Below are 13,858 nucleotides of genomic sequence, written 5' to 3'. Positions count from 1 at the left end.
ATTAAGCTTTAAAAATGGATATTTAAAGGACAGTTGATTATAATGGTTTAACAGCTCAGTTAATCATTTTGTCATGACTCTTTCCAATCTCGACTCTGTTGATAAAAATATTATCCAAATACTTCAGGAGGAAGGAAGAATAGCCAATAATGAGCTAGCCAAACGGATTGGGCTCACCACTACTCCAACACTTGAGAGGGTGCGGCGACTTGAGCGAGAAGGCGTTATTGAAGGTTATTCCGCCAAAGTGAATAAGGAATCTATTGGACGTGGTTTTACAGCATTTGTGAAGGTAACATTAAAAGTACATCAGCTTAATCTGTTAAAGGAGTTTACTTCTGCTATTCAGGAAATTCCCGAAATATTGGCATGCTACCATACCACCGGTGACGGTGATTTCCTGTTGCACGTGGTAGCTAAAGATACCAAAGACTATGAACAGCTGATGCGTAATAAGCTTACGACACTACCCGATGTTGAACGCTTACATACAAGTATTGTACTAAATACCATTAAAGAGCAATCTCCAATCCCCGTATATCATGAAGACTAAGATCAAGCCTACATTCGAATCAGTAGCCATTCATGGCGGAAAAGGTAATAAAGACCAATATGGAGCTCATACTACCCCTATCTACCAAACTTCAACTTATGTATTTGAGGATGTAGAATCCGGAGCTAAAGCATTTCGGCATGAAGAGGGTGGGGCAAGTCATGTGTATTCACGATTGGGAAATCCCACCGTAGAGGAATTGGAACGAGCCGTTTGTGCTCTGGAGACATACAGTTTACAAGCCCCTGAAAGTTACCAGGGGATGGCATTTGGAAGTGGGATGGCAGCGATCACAACAGGAATTATTAGCATGGCTAAAGGCGGGCATGTTATTGCTCAAAATGATCTCTACGGGTGTACCTCTCAATTTTTGAAAGAGGAAGCTCCCGGGATGGGAATTTCTGTTTCTTTTGTGGATACCTCAGATTTGTTTATGGTAGAAATGGAGTTAAAAAAACATCCTGAGACAAAGCTTATTTATCTGGAAAGTATTGCTAATCCAACTTTGAAGATCTCGGATATCAAAGCGATCTCGCAACTGGCTGAATCTCATGGAGCCTTGCTAATGGTTGATAATACCTTTGCCACTCCGTACCACATTCAACCTCTGGAGTTGGGAGCGGATGTTACCGTTCATTCATCCACTAAATATATGGGCGGTCACGGCACGGTGATTGGAGGGGTGATGGTTGCCAAACAAGAATTGTTTGAAGAGGCTCAAACTTTTTTATATCGAAAGAATTTAGGTGGAATTGCCGGCCCGATGGATGCCTGGCTAACTACCAACGGATTGAAAACTCTGCCGTTGCGAATGAAGCAGCACAATAAAAATGCTATGAAAGTGGCTCACTGGCTGGAAGCTCATCCAAAAGTAGATCATGTATTCTATCCGGGACTAAAATCCCATCCCCAACATAATCTGGCTTCTTCCATTATGAAGAATGGTTTTGGCGGAATGATCACATTCGAACTGAAAGGTGGATTTGATGCTGGCATTTCACTCATGAATAACGTGAAATTATGCTCTCTTGCTGTAAGCCTCGGTGCGGTAGATTCCCTGATTCAGCATCCTGCCTCTATGACACATTCCATCGTAGATGAAGAGATCAAAAAAGCAGCGGGAATTACGGATGGTTTGGTACGGCTATCCGTAGGCATTGAAGGGGTAGAGGATATCATTGCCGACCTCGAGCAAGCTATGAGTAATTCTTAATGTGAAAATGCTAAGTGTTAAATTAGAAGTCATTTAACACTTAGCATTCAATAATTTAAAATTATATTTACCAGCCACCGCCGGCACCGCCTCCGCCTGAACCAAATCCGCCTCCGCCTGAAAAACCTCCGAAGCCGCCACCTCCACCACCGAAGGAACCGCCTCCGCCTCCAAACCCACCGCCGTAAAAGATAATTCCGCTGGATCCGATGGAATGTCTTTTTCCACCTTTTCCTCCTTTACCGCGAGTGATCAGAATAAATATAATTATGATAAAAATGATGAGCACATCAATAGGAAATCCCTCTCCGGAAGATTGTTGCTCGGGAAAGCCTTCAAACTCTCCGGCAGCCAGGTCGATCAAAACATTTGTAGCCTGATCCAGTCCGCCATAAAAATCACCGGCCTGGAAACTGGGTACCAAAATATCAGCATAAACACGGTTAGCCATGGCATCAGGAATTGCTCCTTCAAGGCCATAGCCTACTTCAATCTGCATACGCCGGTCTTGTTTAGATACTAAAATCAGAACCCCGTTGTAGCGCTCTCCTTCCCACATTCGCCAATTATTAAAGAGGGTAGTCGCAATTTCTTCTTCGGGATATCCTTCAAGACTTTCTAAAGTTACAATCGCAATTACATTGGTTGTGGTATCACGGTAGCTGGTTAATTTTTGTTCAAGCTGCTCTTGTTCGGAGGAAGTGAGCATGTTAGCAAAATCATTGACCATCCCGACCGGACGTTCGGGCAGGAAATCCTGAGCAGTAACTGAAAATGAGACCCCAACAAAAAGTATCAGGCTTAGAAGTTTACGCATCCGTTTTCCCCTCATCTTTGTTGTAACTGATCTTATTGGAAAGCTCATTTACTTCTCCTTTTTGTTCAAAAGGGAAATTCTCTTTCAACTTCTGTCCGATCTGAAGTACTACTTCGGTAAGTCCGGTCTGATAATCTCCGCTTTTAAAATATTTGAGAATCAGTTCCAGTTCTTCTTCCCAAAATGATTGTCCCACTTTGCTGTGAATTCCCTCATCCCCCCAAATGGCAACCTTATGGTCTTTCCAGGCTACATATACAATGACTCCGTTTCGAAGTTCTGTTTCATGCATCTTCAGTTCTGCAAACACCTCTTTGGCGCGCTCGATGGGGCTATCAGCTTTGCACTTCTTTTCGATGTGAACGCGTACTTCACCGGAAGTTGCTTGTTCGGCCTGGCGTATGGCGTCCACGATATCTTCTTCTTGTTCTTGCGTTAAAAACTTTGCCATGGGTTGTTTATGCGACGTAAGATTTTAGACTTAAGATAAGAGACCGGATTCTCGTCGTCTCAAATCTTAGGTCTTTTATCTAATATCTATTTAAAATTAGTTACTGAAATCTACTTCGGGGACTTGCTCTGCTCCTTCATCAGCCTGAAAATATTCTTTCTGCTCGAAGCCGAGCATAGAAGCGAACATGCTTTTTGGGAATTGTCGAATCTCAGTGTTGAATTCCTGGGCGGTCTGATTAAATCTCATGCGCTCAGTTGAGATACGGTTTTCAGTACCTTCCAGCTGTGCTTGCAGATCTCTGAAATTTTGGTTAGCCTGAAGTTCAGGATATCGTTCTACCGTTACGAGTAATCGAGATAAGGCTCCGCTCAATTGGCCTTGAGCTTCCTGGAATTGCCGGAAAGCTTCAGGGTTATTCAAGTCGTTAGCGTCAATATTTACAGAAGTAGCCCTGCTTCTCGCTTCGATGACTTCTTGTAATGTTTCGGATTCAAAATCGGCAGCACCGCGAACGGTATTCACTAAATTCGGAATAAGATCGGCTCTACGTTGATATTGATTTTCAACCTGCGCCCAGGCAGCATTTACGCCTTCCTCGGCTGTAACCAAACTGTTATTAACACTGATTCCATAAAAAACGATGAGTGCAAGCACTCCGATAATGATTAAAAATTTTGCTTTCATGAGTAAAGATTTTGTGGTTTATTTGTGACCCTCTTACGAAGGTAACTATCTTTAGGTTCAACAATAATCAAAAACTATTCCATTGTCACAACTGAATCCGAAATTCATCTATTTTGACTTAGACGACACCCTTTTAGATCACAAAAAGGCAGAACAGGCCGGACTTCGGGATGTTCACGAACATTTCGACATGTTCAACGGAATTTCAGAAAAGCAATTACTGGATACCTATCATCATATAAATAAGGGATTGTGGGAGGAATACGGAAGGGGAGAAATTGATCGGCATGAATTGCATCAGCGACGCTTTCAAGAGACATTCAGGGACCTGGGAGTTGATGAGAATATGCATGATGAAGCCGGAAAGGTTTATATGAATTATTATAGGAATCACTGGGAGTGGCTGGATGGTGCAAGTGAATCCTATCATAAGATCGCTCAAAATTTTGAAGTCGGTATCATTACCAATGGGTTTGCTGAGACACAATGGCTGAAGATAGATCGGTTCAACCTGAAAGAAACTGCCAAACATATTGTCATTTCGGAAGAGGTAGGAGAGATGAAGCCGCATCCCAAAGTTTTTGATCATGCCACGGAGCTAGCCGGGGTGAACCGGGAAGATATTTTATACGTGGGTGATTCCTTTACCTCTGACGTAGTTGGCGGCTCCAAAGCCAACTGGAAAGTAGCTTGGTATACGAAAACCCCTATTGAACAAGGTCACAAATTAGCTCATCTTATTTTTGATAATTTCGATGATCTTCTGAAGGCATTGAAGTTACGGTAGGGCGAATTGCATTCGCCCGGTTTGGTACAAGAAGTAAATATCATCAATGGCCCATCACCCCATCACCTACCATAAATCCACGCCAAATTAGCAATAAGCCAATAATAATTGCGAAATAAGTAGAAAAAGGCCGGAGTTTAGACCGCATTTTTGGGGAGATAAAACCCGGAGCCATATTCATCATTAGCATCACAGGAAGTGTACCCAATCCAAACAATGCCATATAGATACAGCTATGCAATGCGGTATCGGTAACAAGGGCAACGGCCAAGGCCGTAACCACAAACCCGCAGGGAAGGAACCCATTCAAAAGCCCAATGATAAATGAAGAGGAGGTAGAACTTTCTTTGAATAGCGTGGCAATATTCGAGCTGATTATCTTTTGAAAATTTCCATAAACTTTTCTGAATTTTTCCGGAAGCTTAATGTGGGGAAACAGAGCAAAGAACACGATCAGTGCCCCTAAAAGAACGGAGAGTATATTCTGGTATCCAGCAACCGTAGCGCCCATACCTAGAATTCCTAAACCAAACCCGAGAAAGGCATAGGTGAAGACCCGGCCTGAGTTGTACAGTATTCCCCGAAATAACATAGCTGAAGGAGAGCGGTTTTCACCGGGTATGCTAAGGGCAATAGGTCCACACATTCCTATGCAGTGGAAGCTGCCCAATAATCCTAATGTAAATCCGGTCCAAAGTTCCATAGTGTTGCAACGCAGAGCCAGCCAGTAGAAGCGCATTGCAATGCATTTCTACTAGCTAAACCGCTCATTAATATTCAATCAGATAAAAATATTTTTCTCATTAATGTAGACTAGCGAATCTTGTTTCCATTCAAGTGTCAGCTTCCATCGGCCTTTTTCAAAATCAGATACAGGGATGGTCTGCCGGCCGTCTTCATCAATCTGAAGCTTGAATTTTCGATCAAGCTCTGAATCGTTGGGACGGTAGAAAGTAACACTGCCTGAAAGTGAATCGGAACGCAACTCTTTTGGGAAGGTAATTTTAATGGATACAGAGGGTTCATCAAAAAGTACCAATACCGGATTATCCAGATTCTTGACTCTTTGTTGACCGTCGATGGTTTCCTGATACTCTACACCCTGTTCGTAATGGTCGTTGGAGACGAGGTAAAAATCGAGACTGATGAGATAGCTGACCACACTTAAGGTCGCGATCACAAATAAAGTAACGGCCAAAAAGATGCCGGTTCCCCAGTTAAACTTCTTCATAGGATTAATTATTAGTAGAATTGCCCGGACCTAAAAATCCGGAAGTTACCGTTTCAAGTTTTTCATTTCCTGAGTAAATACCAAAGGTAAGTTCGGTTTGATAACCGCTCAGGTTTTCTTGGTAAAGCTGAACCATAAACCTGCCTTCAGCAGAGTTTTGGGGCTGAATGGAATCAACCGATCCTAATGAAACGATTTCACCTTCAGGGCTTTCAAGGCGGATTTCCACAGGCATCTCATTAAAGGTTTTATTCAGGATCTTCACGTTGTAAATATTGGCATATCGGTTATCGGGCAGTTCCTGATAAAGCGTTCCCGGTTCACGTAAAATGGTTGTTTCAGTATCGGGACGAAGTGTCAGTAGGGTGATGAACGTAGTGAGCAAGATCAACAGAATTCCTGAATAACCGGCTACTCTGGGGGTAAAGACTTTTTGCTTTTCCTCGCGAATGGCATTTTCTGAAGAATAACGAATTAAACCTCGAGGTTTGTCGATTTTTTCCATCACAGAATCACAGGCATCAATACAAGCGGTACAATGTACGCATTCGAGCTGAGTGCCATTTCGTATATCAATACCCATTGGGCACACTTTTACACACTGATAACAGTCAATGCAATCACCGAAAGTTTCATTGGCACTGAAACCTAAATCTTCAAGGGTCGCTTTGCGGTTTTCCAGTTGATACCGGTCCTTTATGCTGGCCCGGGATTCACCACGCACATAATCGTACATTACGTTGATGGAATTATTATCGAGCAGTACAGATTGCATTCTTCCATAAGGACACACAAAATGACACACCTGTTCACGCATAAATGCAAATACACCGTAGAACAGCCCGCTAAAAATAATCATAGAACTGAGTCCGGCAATATGTTCGGAAGGCGGGTCAGTGATAATTTCAAAAAGTTGATCTTTCCCGATGATGTAAGCGAGGAACATATTAGAAATCAGGAAAGCCATTCCGAAGAAAATAGTATGCTTGGTTACTTTTTTTCGGAGTTTTTTAAAATCCCAGGGAGCTCTGTTCAATCGAATTTGAGCAGCGGAATCTCCTTCAATCCAGTATTCAATTTTTCGAAATACCATTTCCATGAAAATAGTCTGAGGACATGCCCATCCGCAAAAAAGCCTTCCAAAAACAGCTGTAAAGAGGACGATAAATAGAATGAAGACAAGCGATCCCAGCAACAGCAGGTGAAAGTCCTGCGGCCAGAAAGCCACACCAAAAATTACAAACTTGCGTTCCAGTATATTCAGTAACAATAACGGGTTTCCGTTTATGGTGATAAACGGCCCGGAAAAAAAGAAAGCAAGTAAAAAAACAGCCAGTATGTTTCGCGCGGTATAATATCGTCCACTCGGTTTTTTTGGAAAGATCCAGTTTCGCTTTCCATCCTCGTTAACGGTGGAGAGGTGGTCTCGAAATTGGGCTTGATCAATTCTCTTTTCTTCTTCTAAATTTGCCATTGTTTGTTCAACCTCATATTTCTCTCAATCCTGGCGAATCTTACAACTATTATTTAAGGATTATGTGAATTTTTTGGTGATAAAGTGATGAGTGATGAAGTAAGCCTGTAATATTTTTGTACTTCATTCAACAATTGATACTCGCTTCAAAACTGGTTCAAGCGTCCGCTTGGACCAAAGTTTAAACTACATCCTTTTTATTAAACACCGCACAAGCGTCCGCTTGCACTAGTGTGGAAACGAGTTGTAAAGGCCTACTTCATCACTTTCTCACTTTTCACTTTACAAACTACAAGGTTCTGCGCGTGGATCAGGAGCTTTGGCATTGGCCGGTTCGGTTCCCTGAATGGAAGCAATATAGCTAATCAGGCTTTGTACTTTCTCATCCGAAAGTCTTGATCCGCTTCCATATGGAATCATGCCTCGGTCCGGATATCCTTGAATAATGCCATTTGCGATGTTTTCCGGACTGCAGCCATGAATCCAAAGGTCATCAGTAAGGTTAGGGCCAACCATGCCTTCTCCGTTGGCACCGTGACAGGTAAAGCAAAGGTTTCCATTGCTCATGTAGATTTCACGTCCTTCTTCAATGCGTTCCTGATCTTCCAGGAAAGCCCAGGTAAAATCAGAAGCTTCGGCCTCACCGCCTTCTTCACCTTCCGGTTCGATGCCATATTGTTCAGCCGCAGCAGCCATTTCCTGCTCATACAATTCTTCTTGAGTTGGCCCGCCAAGCATATAGTAGTATACCATATATCCAACAGCCCAAGCGATCGTAAAGTAAAACAGCCAAAGCCACCAAGTGGGCATATGATTATCCAGCTCACGAATTCCGTCATACTCGTGATCCATCAGCAGGTCTTTTTCGTCGTCAAATATTTTCATTGTTCTGAATGTTTGAAGTTCGTGTTGTCATCATCTTCGAGGGGGAGACGGGCGGCATCATCCCAATATCCTTTTCCCTTTACGATTAGGTAAATGATCAGTCCCACGAAAAATCCGAAGAACAGGATCAGGGAGATACTGGGATAAATGCCGATGTCTTCTATAGCACGCATTACGTTTTTATACATGACTATTCATCCTCCTGCTGTGGTGTAAAATTAGCTCGAATTCGATCGCTTGAAGGGAGATTTTCCCAGGGATTTACATTCCCTTGAATATCGATACCCAGACGCTGCATATAGGCAATGATGGCGATGATCTGCTTGTCAGAAGTGATCTCAATGCCGTCAATTTGACCAAACCCATTCTCATGAAGACTCCGGGTAATTTGTTCAGCTTGTGCCTCTAAATCACGAATGGCAAGGTCTTCATATCCTTCTGCATATGGCACTCCTACTTTCCGGAGTGCATTGATGCGATTTGGAATACTTTCTTTATCCATGTCGTCGGTAAACATCCAGGGATAAGCCGGCATAATGGATCCGGGCGAAGTGGAAGTTGGGTCGTACATATGACGAACGTGCCAGCTATCCGGATATTTGCCGCCAATACGGTGAAGGTCAGGACCGGTACGCTTAGATCCCCATAAAAATGGATGATCATACACAAATTCTCCGGCTTTGGAATATTCTCCGTAGCGTTCGGTCTCGGAACGGAACGGGCGGATCATTTGTGAGTGACAGTTATTGCAACCCTCGGCGATGTAAATATCCCGGCCTTCAATTTCCAGAGGTGTATATGGTTTTACACTGGCAATGGTCGGTACATTGGATTTGACCAAAGCGGTAGGTACATATTCTACAATTCCGCCGATTAAAATTACCACCAAAGTAAGTGCGGTAAGTTGCAAAGGGCGCCCCTCAAGCCGACGGTGCCAGCTTTCTTTGTGTCCGGAAGCCGGATCAATAATGGGTTGTGCCTCGTCCACTTCATCCGCTTCAAAAGAACCTTGTCGTGCAGTTTTATAAAGGTTGTAAGAACCTATGGTAGCTCCAATGATAAACAGTGTTCCGCCCACGGCACGCAGTGCATACATTGGGATGATCTGCGTCACCGTTTCAAGAAAGTTTGGATACTGAAGAAGTCCTTCAGAAGTAAATTCTTTCCACATCAAACTTTGAGTAATCCCACCCCAATACATCGGGATGACGTAGAAGACAGCTCCCATTGTGGCAAACCAAAAATGGACGTTTGCCAGCTTAACAGAGTACAGCTTGGTTTTGTAAATTCTTGGGGTGATGTAGTATAACATCGCAAAGGTCAGACCGCCATTCCAGAGTAACGCACCATTGTGTACGTGACCGATGATATAATCGGAATAATGAGCAATAGCATTCACGTTGGCAATGGAGAGCATTGGTCCTTCAAATGTCACCATACCGTAAGCGGTAACACCTACCACCAGGAATTTTAGAACCGGATCTTCTCGAACCTTATCCCAGGCACCCCGAAGGGTAAGCAGACCGTTCAGCATACCACCCCAGCTTGGCGCTATCAGCATCAAACTGAAAACCGTACCGAGTGCCTGAGCCCACCCCGGAAGCGCAGTGTAAAGCAAATGGTGAGGTCCTGCCCAGATATAAATAAAGATCAATGACCAAAAATGGACAATGGACAATCGATAAGAAAAAATCGGTCGGTTTGCCGCTTTTGGGATGAAGTAATACATAATCCCCAAAAAGGGAGTTGTCAGGAAAAAAGCCACGGCATTATGACCATACCACCACTGAACCAGGGCATCCTGAACACCGGCATAAACCGGATAGCTTTTCAGGAAGGTCGCAGGCATCTCAAAGGAATTCACCACATGTAAAACAGCAACCGTCACAAAGGTGGCAATATAAAACCAGATAGCCACATACAGATGTTTCTCTCGCCGTTTCATGATCGTCATGATCATGTTGATGCCAAAGATCACCCAAATAATGGTAATGGCAATATCAATAGGCCATTCCAGCTCGGCATATTCCTTACTGGTGTTGAAGCCAAAAGGAAGGGTTAATACAGCAGATACAATAATGGCTTGCCAGCCCCAAAAGTGAATATCACTGAGTTTTCGGCTCCACATGGAAGTTTTACATAATCGCGGAAGCGAATAATACACTCCGTAGAAGATGGCGTTTCCGGCAAAGGCAAAGATTACCGCATTGGTGTGAAGAGGACGGAGTCGCCCATAACTGAGTTCCGGTATAAAGCCCAGAAAATCCGGCCAAATTAATTTCAGGGCAATGGTGAGCCCAACGATAAACCCAATAAGCCCCCAAAGAATGGTGGCTATTCCGAATTTACGGACCGTTTCGTTATCGTAATGAAAGGTTTCTAATGATGACATTACTCATCCCGGTTTTTATTGTTATTTGTTTGTTTTGTAGATTTTTTATTGTCGAAAAGCACGCGTAAAGAGGGTGTATATTGATCGTCAAACTGCCCGGATTTAACCGCCCAGATGAACAAAGCGAGAAAAATTAAGGCTACGATCAGGCTGAAGCCGATAAGCATGTAGATCACTTCCATATAGCCAGCCCTCGTTTGCGTGCAAAAAATCGTGTGGTTAAAAAGGTGAACACCATTACGCTGATAGAACTCAGCGGCATCAAGATAGCAGCTACCAGGGGGGATAAATGCCCGGTAATGGCAAAGCCCAACCCAATGGTGTTATATAAAAGCGAAAGCACAAAGCTGGCAATGATGATGTTCATACTGGCTTTGGAGAAATGAATAAAGTCGTTGAGTTTGTGAAGGGAGGTGCCTTCTAAAATGGCATCACAAGCGGGAGAGAAGGAGCTCACATCATCCGATAGTGCAATGCCGAAATCAGATTTTTTAAGCGCTCCGGCATCGTTTAATCCATCACCAACCATTATTACCCGGCTATTTTCTTTTTGGAGAGACGTGATAAATTCAAGCTTCTCTTCCGGGTTTTGATTAAATAGCAGGGAACCGTTTACACCAAAATATTCGAAGAATTCATTCTTTTGGTTCTCGTTGTCTCCGGATATCAAGTAGGTTTGAAATTTTTGTTTGAGGGAGTTGAGAAGTCCGGAAGTGCCCGTTCTTAATCCGGCGCATACTCCAAAAAAACCTTTATAAACTCCATCTATGACAAGATGTGCGGTTGAGCCTGAAAAATTGGTTTTTGGAATCTCTGTAATTTTCAGTCCGGTTTGTTCTGCTAGAAAATACCGGGACCCAAGAACGATGTCATGCCCATCAATAACAGCGAAAATACCTTTACCGGGAATTTCATGGAAGTCTTCAGCATTTGCAGAAGTTTGCTCAGAAAAATAGGTGCTTATTTTTCGGCTCAATGGATGAATAGAACTCCTGCAAGTAGACTTCACCCATTTTTGTTCCTCTTTGGAAAGTTCAATTCCATAAAACTGAATTTCTGTAGCTTCTGAATTAGTGAGGGTTCCGGTTTTATCAAATACAATGGATGTAGCTTTAGATAAATTTTCGATCAGTAAATGATTTTTGACAAACAGGCCGTTAAGCGAAAGTACATTAAGAGCAGAGCCGAGAGTGAAAGGAGTGGAAAGAGCCAGTGCACAAGGACATGCAATAATTAATACTGCCGTAAATACGGAAAGAGCGGGTTCCATTCCGGCAGCCTGCAACCAGTATAGACCTGAAAAAAAGGCGACCCCCAAAACAGCAATAGTAAAATACGGACTGATCTTATCGGCGAAGGTAGTCAACTTTAGCTCTTTTGGGCTGTTCTGAAAAGCTTCATGATTCCAAAGTTTAGTGAGATAGCTGTTGGTAACTTTTTCTTTGGTTCTCATTAAAGCAGAAGTTCCAATTAATCGACCACCTGCAAAAATTCGTTCTCCCTTTTTTACTGAAACCGGTTCTGATTCACCGGTGATGAAACTATAATCCATGAATGCTTCTTCCGAAAGCAATACGGCGTCACAGGGAACCAATTCCTGGTTTCGCAAACGCATTTGTTTGCCGGGCATCAGTTTATCCAAAGAGACAGATCTCTCGAATCCATTCTTATCAATCACATTTACGGCAATGGGCAGATAGGAGCGATAATCGCGGTCAAAGGAAAGGCGGTTAAATGTTTTTTGCTGAACCAGTTTCCCAATCAATAAAAAGAAAATGAGGCCGGTGAAGGAATCCATGTAGCCGGTTCCGGTCATGGTGGTAATTTCGTATACGCTTCGGCTAAATAAAGCGATGATCCCGATGGAAATCGGTACATCCAAATTGATCCCGCGCTGACTTAAAGCCGCAAAAGCAGATTTCAAATAATCACTGCTGCTGTAAAACAAAACGGGAAGAGCAAGAATGATATTCAATGCTCCAAAGAAAATGTGGAATTTACCTCCAAGTCCGCTGCCGGTAATATCCAGATAATCCGGAAAGCTGAACAGCATAATATTCCCAAAGGCAAATCCCGCCACTCCCATTTTCAGCCAAAGCGACCTGTTTTGATGAGATTTCTCAGTTTTAGAATCTAGTTTTTCAAGACGGATTTCCGGTTCATAGCCAATGGTCACAAGTTGTTCCACTACATTCCGGAGGGAAGTTTTATCGGTATCAATAAGAAGGGTAAGTTCGCGCTTTAGAAAGTTCACCCCGCTTTGGAGAATGCCGGAATCCAGTTTTTGTAGATTTTCCAGCAACCATACACAGGAAGTACAGTGGATATTGGGTACATACAGTGAAATGGAAATGCGGTTCTGTGCTTTAAAATCAGAAATACGTTCAATTACTTCCTGATCTTCCAAATAATCAAACCGGGCACGGTGTTTGGTATCTTTTAAATTAATACCCGGACTTACATCCAGATCATAATAATTGCAAAGTCCGCTTTCATCTAAAACCCGGTAGGCTGTTTGGCAACCGAGGCAACAAAAAGATTTATCATCAAAATGGACCGTCTCTGAGTAGCAGTCTTCACCACAGTGGTAGCATATATCTGTTGATATGATTGCAGTAGCTGTATCCATTATCTTAATGAAGGAAGCCCTTTTGAAAACTGCAAGCGTAAATCAAACCAAGCTTGGCTCATTTTTTCATCAACTTCTGCAAAAGTTGTATCCTTAAGCCACTGCTCAATTTTTTTTCGCTCAACCGACCAAAACTCATGAAAAGGGCAGGGCTCTATATTACCGCAGCCTTCAATGCCCATAAAGCATTTATCAAAAAACTCAGTTCCGTCAATGGCTGCAATTACATCCATCATAGTAATTTCATGGATAGGTTTAGCAAGATACACTCCGCCATTCAGTCCGCGTTGCGATTTTAGAATACCCGGTTTTTTTAACTTTGCCAAAATTTGAGAGAGGTAGGCCGTGGGGCAATTCAAAGACTTCGATAAATGAGAGGCTGAAATGGCACCGTCACCTGCATGCTTGGAAATAGCTATAATTGCTGATATAGCATACTGTGCCCCCTGTGAAATTAACCTCATAGACTAAGCTTTAAATCTAATGTTCAAATTCTAATATCGATATTAGATTTTAAGGGGATTTCGAAAAACTATCAACAGGAGAGGAAGATTAATTTTCTAACTGAAAGAAGGATTGAAATCCTTCACTTATGGGAACCTATAAATCACTTCGTGTTTTAGAGATTTCGTGGCTAAAAAAATCAGTGACTACCTGCTTAATCTGTGTTCTATTCCAGCTTTAAAAACAGAGCAATCTCTTAAATAAAAATTCACAATGGAAGGTTATAATTGTTTAG

The 13,858-nt window shown here is 42.7% G+C and carries 15 protein-coding genes; 3 read left to right on the top strand and 12 right to left on the bottom strand.

What is annotated here, in order from left to right; all coding sequences use genetic code 11:
* Positions 1-73: 73 nt before the first annotated feature.
* Positions 74-553 carry an Lrp/AsnC family transcriptional regulator gene (locus HUJ22_RS07585; RefSeq protein WP_290875834.1) on the top strand — a complete coding sequence of 160 codons (480 nt, stop codon included), beginning with the start codon at positions 74-76 and terminating at the stop codon, positions 551-553.
* On the top strand, positions 543-1,766 hold the full coding sequence (locus tag HUJ22_RS07580; RefSeq protein WP_290875832.1) for a PLP-dependent aspartate aminotransferase family protein: 1,224 nt from the start codon (positions 543-545) through the stop codon (positions 1,764-1,766). Before HUJ22_RS07585 ends, HUJ22_RS07580 begins: the two co-directional genes overlap by 11 nt.
* A 67-nt stretch (positions 1,767-1,833) precedes the next feature.
* Here the strand turns inward: HUJ22_RS07580 and HUJ22_RS07575 are convergent, their stop codons facing one another.
* From HUJ22_RS07575 to HUJ22_RS07565, 3 genes are all read right to left on the bottom strand, one after another.
* Positions 1,834-2,583 (bottom strand): YgcG family protein, encoded by a 750-nt coding sequence (locus tag HUJ22_RS07575; RefSeq protein WP_290875830.1) that lies wholly within the window; start codon positions 2,581-2,583, stop codon positions 1,834-1,836.
* Complete coding sequence (locus HUJ22_RS07570; RefSeq protein ID WP_290875828.1) at positions 2,576-3,034, bottom strand: TPM domain-containing protein; 459 nt, start codon at positions 3,032-3,034, stop codon at positions 2,576-2,578. Before HUJ22_RS07570 ends, HUJ22_RS07575 begins: the two co-directional genes overlap by 8 nt.
* 96 nt (positions 3,035-3,130) lie before the next feature.
* The gene (locus tag HUJ22_RS07565; RefSeq protein WP_290875827.1) at positions 3,131-3,721 is read right to left on the bottom strand and encodes a LemA family protein; all 591 of its coding nucleotides are present in this window, start codon (positions 3,719-3,721) and stop codon (positions 3,131-3,133) included.
* Between the two features lie 82 nt (positions 3,722-3,803).
* On the opposite strand from HUJ22_RS07565, the gene HUJ22_RS07560 reads away from it, so the two are divergent.
* Positions 3,804-4,508 (top strand): HAD-IA family hydrolase, encoded by a 705-nt coding sequence (locus HUJ22_RS07560; RefSeq protein WP_290875825.1) that lies wholly within the window; start codon positions 3,804-3,806, stop codon positions 4,506-4,508.
* A gap of 43 nt (positions 4,509-4,551) precedes the next feature.
* Here HUJ22_RS07560 and HUJ22_RS07555 read toward each other — a convergent pair whose 3' ends face one another.
* The 9 genes from HUJ22_RS07555 to HUJ22_RS07515 form a co-directional block, all read right to left on the bottom strand.
* On the bottom strand, positions 4,552-5,247 hold the full coding sequence (locus HUJ22_RS07555; RefSeq protein ID WP_290875823.1) for a sulfite exporter TauE/SafE family protein: 696 nt from the start codon (positions 5,245-5,247) through the stop codon (positions 4,552-4,554).
* Positions 5,248-5,289: 42 nt separating this feature from the next.
* Entirely contained in the window at positions 5,290-5,739 is a 450-nt protein-coding gene (locus HUJ22_RS07550; RefSeq protein WP_290875821.1) for a FixH family protein, read from the bottom strand.
* Between the two features lie 4 nt (positions 5,740-5,743).
* Positions 5,744-7,213: a cytochrome c oxidase accessory protein CcoG gene (gene ccoG, locus HUJ22_RS07545; RefSeq protein WP_290875819.1), complete on the bottom strand. Its 1,470-nt coding sequence runs from the start codon at positions 7,211-7,213 to the stop codon at positions 5,744-5,746.
* A gap of 282 nt (positions 7,214-7,495) precedes the next feature.
* Positions 7,496-8,098 (bottom strand): cbb3-type cytochrome c oxidase N-terminal domain-containing protein, encoded by a 603-nt coding sequence (locus HUJ22_RS07540; RefSeq protein WP_290875817.1) that lies wholly within the window; start codon positions 8,096-8,098, stop codon positions 7,496-7,498.
* Positions 8,095-8,286: a cbb3-type cytochrome c oxidase subunit 3 gene (locus HUJ22_RS07535; RefSeq protein ID WP_290875815.1), complete on the bottom strand. Its 192-nt coding sequence runs from the start codon at positions 8,284-8,286 to the stop codon at positions 8,095-8,097. Before HUJ22_RS07535 ends, HUJ22_RS07540 begins: the two co-directional genes overlap by 4 nt.
* Positions 8,287-8,288: 2 nt before the next feature.
* A complete protein-coding gene (gene ccoN, locus HUJ22_RS07530; RefSeq protein WP_290875813.1) occupies positions 8,289-10,490 on the bottom strand; it encodes a cytochrome-c oxidase, cbb3-type subunit I in 2,202 nt (733 codons plus the stop codon).
* The gene (gene ccoS / locus HUJ22_RS07525) at positions 10,490-10,672 is read right to left on the bottom strand and encodes a cbb3-type cytochrome oxidase assembly protein CcoS (RefSeq protein WP_290875811.1); all 183 of its coding nucleotides are present in this window, start codon (positions 10,670-10,672) and stop codon (positions 10,490-10,492) included. Before ccoS ends, ccoN begins: the two co-directional genes overlap by 1 nt.
* The gene (locus tag HUJ22_RS07520) at positions 10,663-13,119 is read right to left on the bottom strand and encodes a heavy metal translocating P-type ATPase metal-binding domain-containing protein (RefSeq protein ID WP_290875809.1); all 2,457 of its coding nucleotides are present in this window, start codon (positions 13,117-13,119) and stop codon (positions 10,663-10,665) included. Before HUJ22_RS07520 ends, ccoS begins: the two co-directional genes overlap by 10 nt.
* Complete coding sequence (locus HUJ22_RS07515) at positions 13,119-13,583, bottom strand: Rrf2 family transcriptional regulator (protein WP_290875807.1); 465 nt, start codon at positions 13,581-13,583, stop codon at positions 13,119-13,121. The genes HUJ22_RS07520 and HUJ22_RS07515 overlap by 1 nt, the downstream gene beginning before the upstream one ends.
* Positions 13,584-13,858: the final 275 nt, after the last annotated feature.

The organism is Gracilimonas sp. (assembly GCF_014762685.1).
GTDB lineage: Bacteria > Bacteroidota > Rhodothermia > Balneolales > Balneolaceae > Gracilimonas.
The sequence above is the reverse complement of the archived record's forward strand: the minus strand, read 5'-3'. Positions and strand labels throughout refer to the sequence as shown.

Excerpts from the sequence above, each read along its gene's own strand:
- HUJ22_RS07565 (WP_290875827.1), bottom strand. The coding sequence starts at position 3,721 with ATGAAAGCAAAATTTTTAATCATTATCGGAGTGCTTGCACTCATCGTT.
- HUJ22_RS07555 (WP_290875823.1), bottom strand. The coding sequence starts at position 5,247 with ATGCGCTTCTACTGGCTGGCTCTGCGTTGCAACACTATGGAACTTTGG.
- HUJ22_RS07570 (WP_290875828.1), bottom strand. The coding sequence starts at position 3,034 with ATGGCAAAGTTTTTAACGCAAGAACAAGAAGAAGATATCGTGGACGCC.
- HUJ22_RS07550 (WP_290875821.1), bottom strand. The coding sequence starts at position 5,739 with ATGAAGAAGTTTAACTGGGGAACCGGCATCTTTTTGGCCGTTACTTTA.
- HUJ22_RS07540 (WP_290875817.1), bottom strand. The coding sequence starts at position 8,098 with ATGAAAATATTTGACGACGAAAAAGACCTGCTGATGGATCACGAGTAT.
- HUJ22_RS07535 (WP_290875815.1), bottom strand. The coding sequence starts at position 8,286 with ATGTATAAAAACGTAATGCGTGCTATAGAAGACATCGGCATTTATCCC.
- HUJ22_RS07575 (WP_290875830.1), bottom strand. The coding sequence starts at position 2,583 with ATGCGTAAACTTCTAAGCCTGATACTTTTTGTTGGGGTCTCATTTTCA.
- HUJ22_RS07580 (WP_290875832.1), top strand. The coding sequence starts at position 543 with ATGAAGACTAAGATCAAGCCTACATTCGAATCAGTAGCCATTCATGGC.
- HUJ22_RS07585 (WP_290875834.1), top strand. The coding sequence starts at position 74 with ATGACTCTTTCCAATCTCGACTCTGTTGATAAAAATATTATCCAAATA.
- HUJ22_RS07515 (WP_290875807.1), bottom strand. The coding sequence starts at position 13,583 with ATGAGGTTAATTTCACAGGGGGCACAGTATGCTATATCAGCAATTATA.
- HUJ22_RS07520 (WP_290875809.1), bottom strand. The coding sequence starts at position 13,119 with ATGGATACAGCTACTGCAATCATATCAACAGATATATGCTACCACTGT.
- ccoN (WP_290875813.1), bottom strand. The coding sequence starts at position 10,490 with ATGTCATCATTAGAAACCTTTCATTACGATAACGAAACGGTCCGTAAA.
- ccoS (WP_290875811.1), bottom strand. The coding sequence starts at position 10,672 with ATGGAAGTGATCTACATGCTTATCGGCTTCAGCCTGATCGTAGCCTTA.
- ccoG (WP_290875819.1), bottom strand. The coding sequence starts at position 7,213 with ATGGCAAATTTAGAAGAAGAAAAGAGAATTGATCAAGCCCAATTTCGA.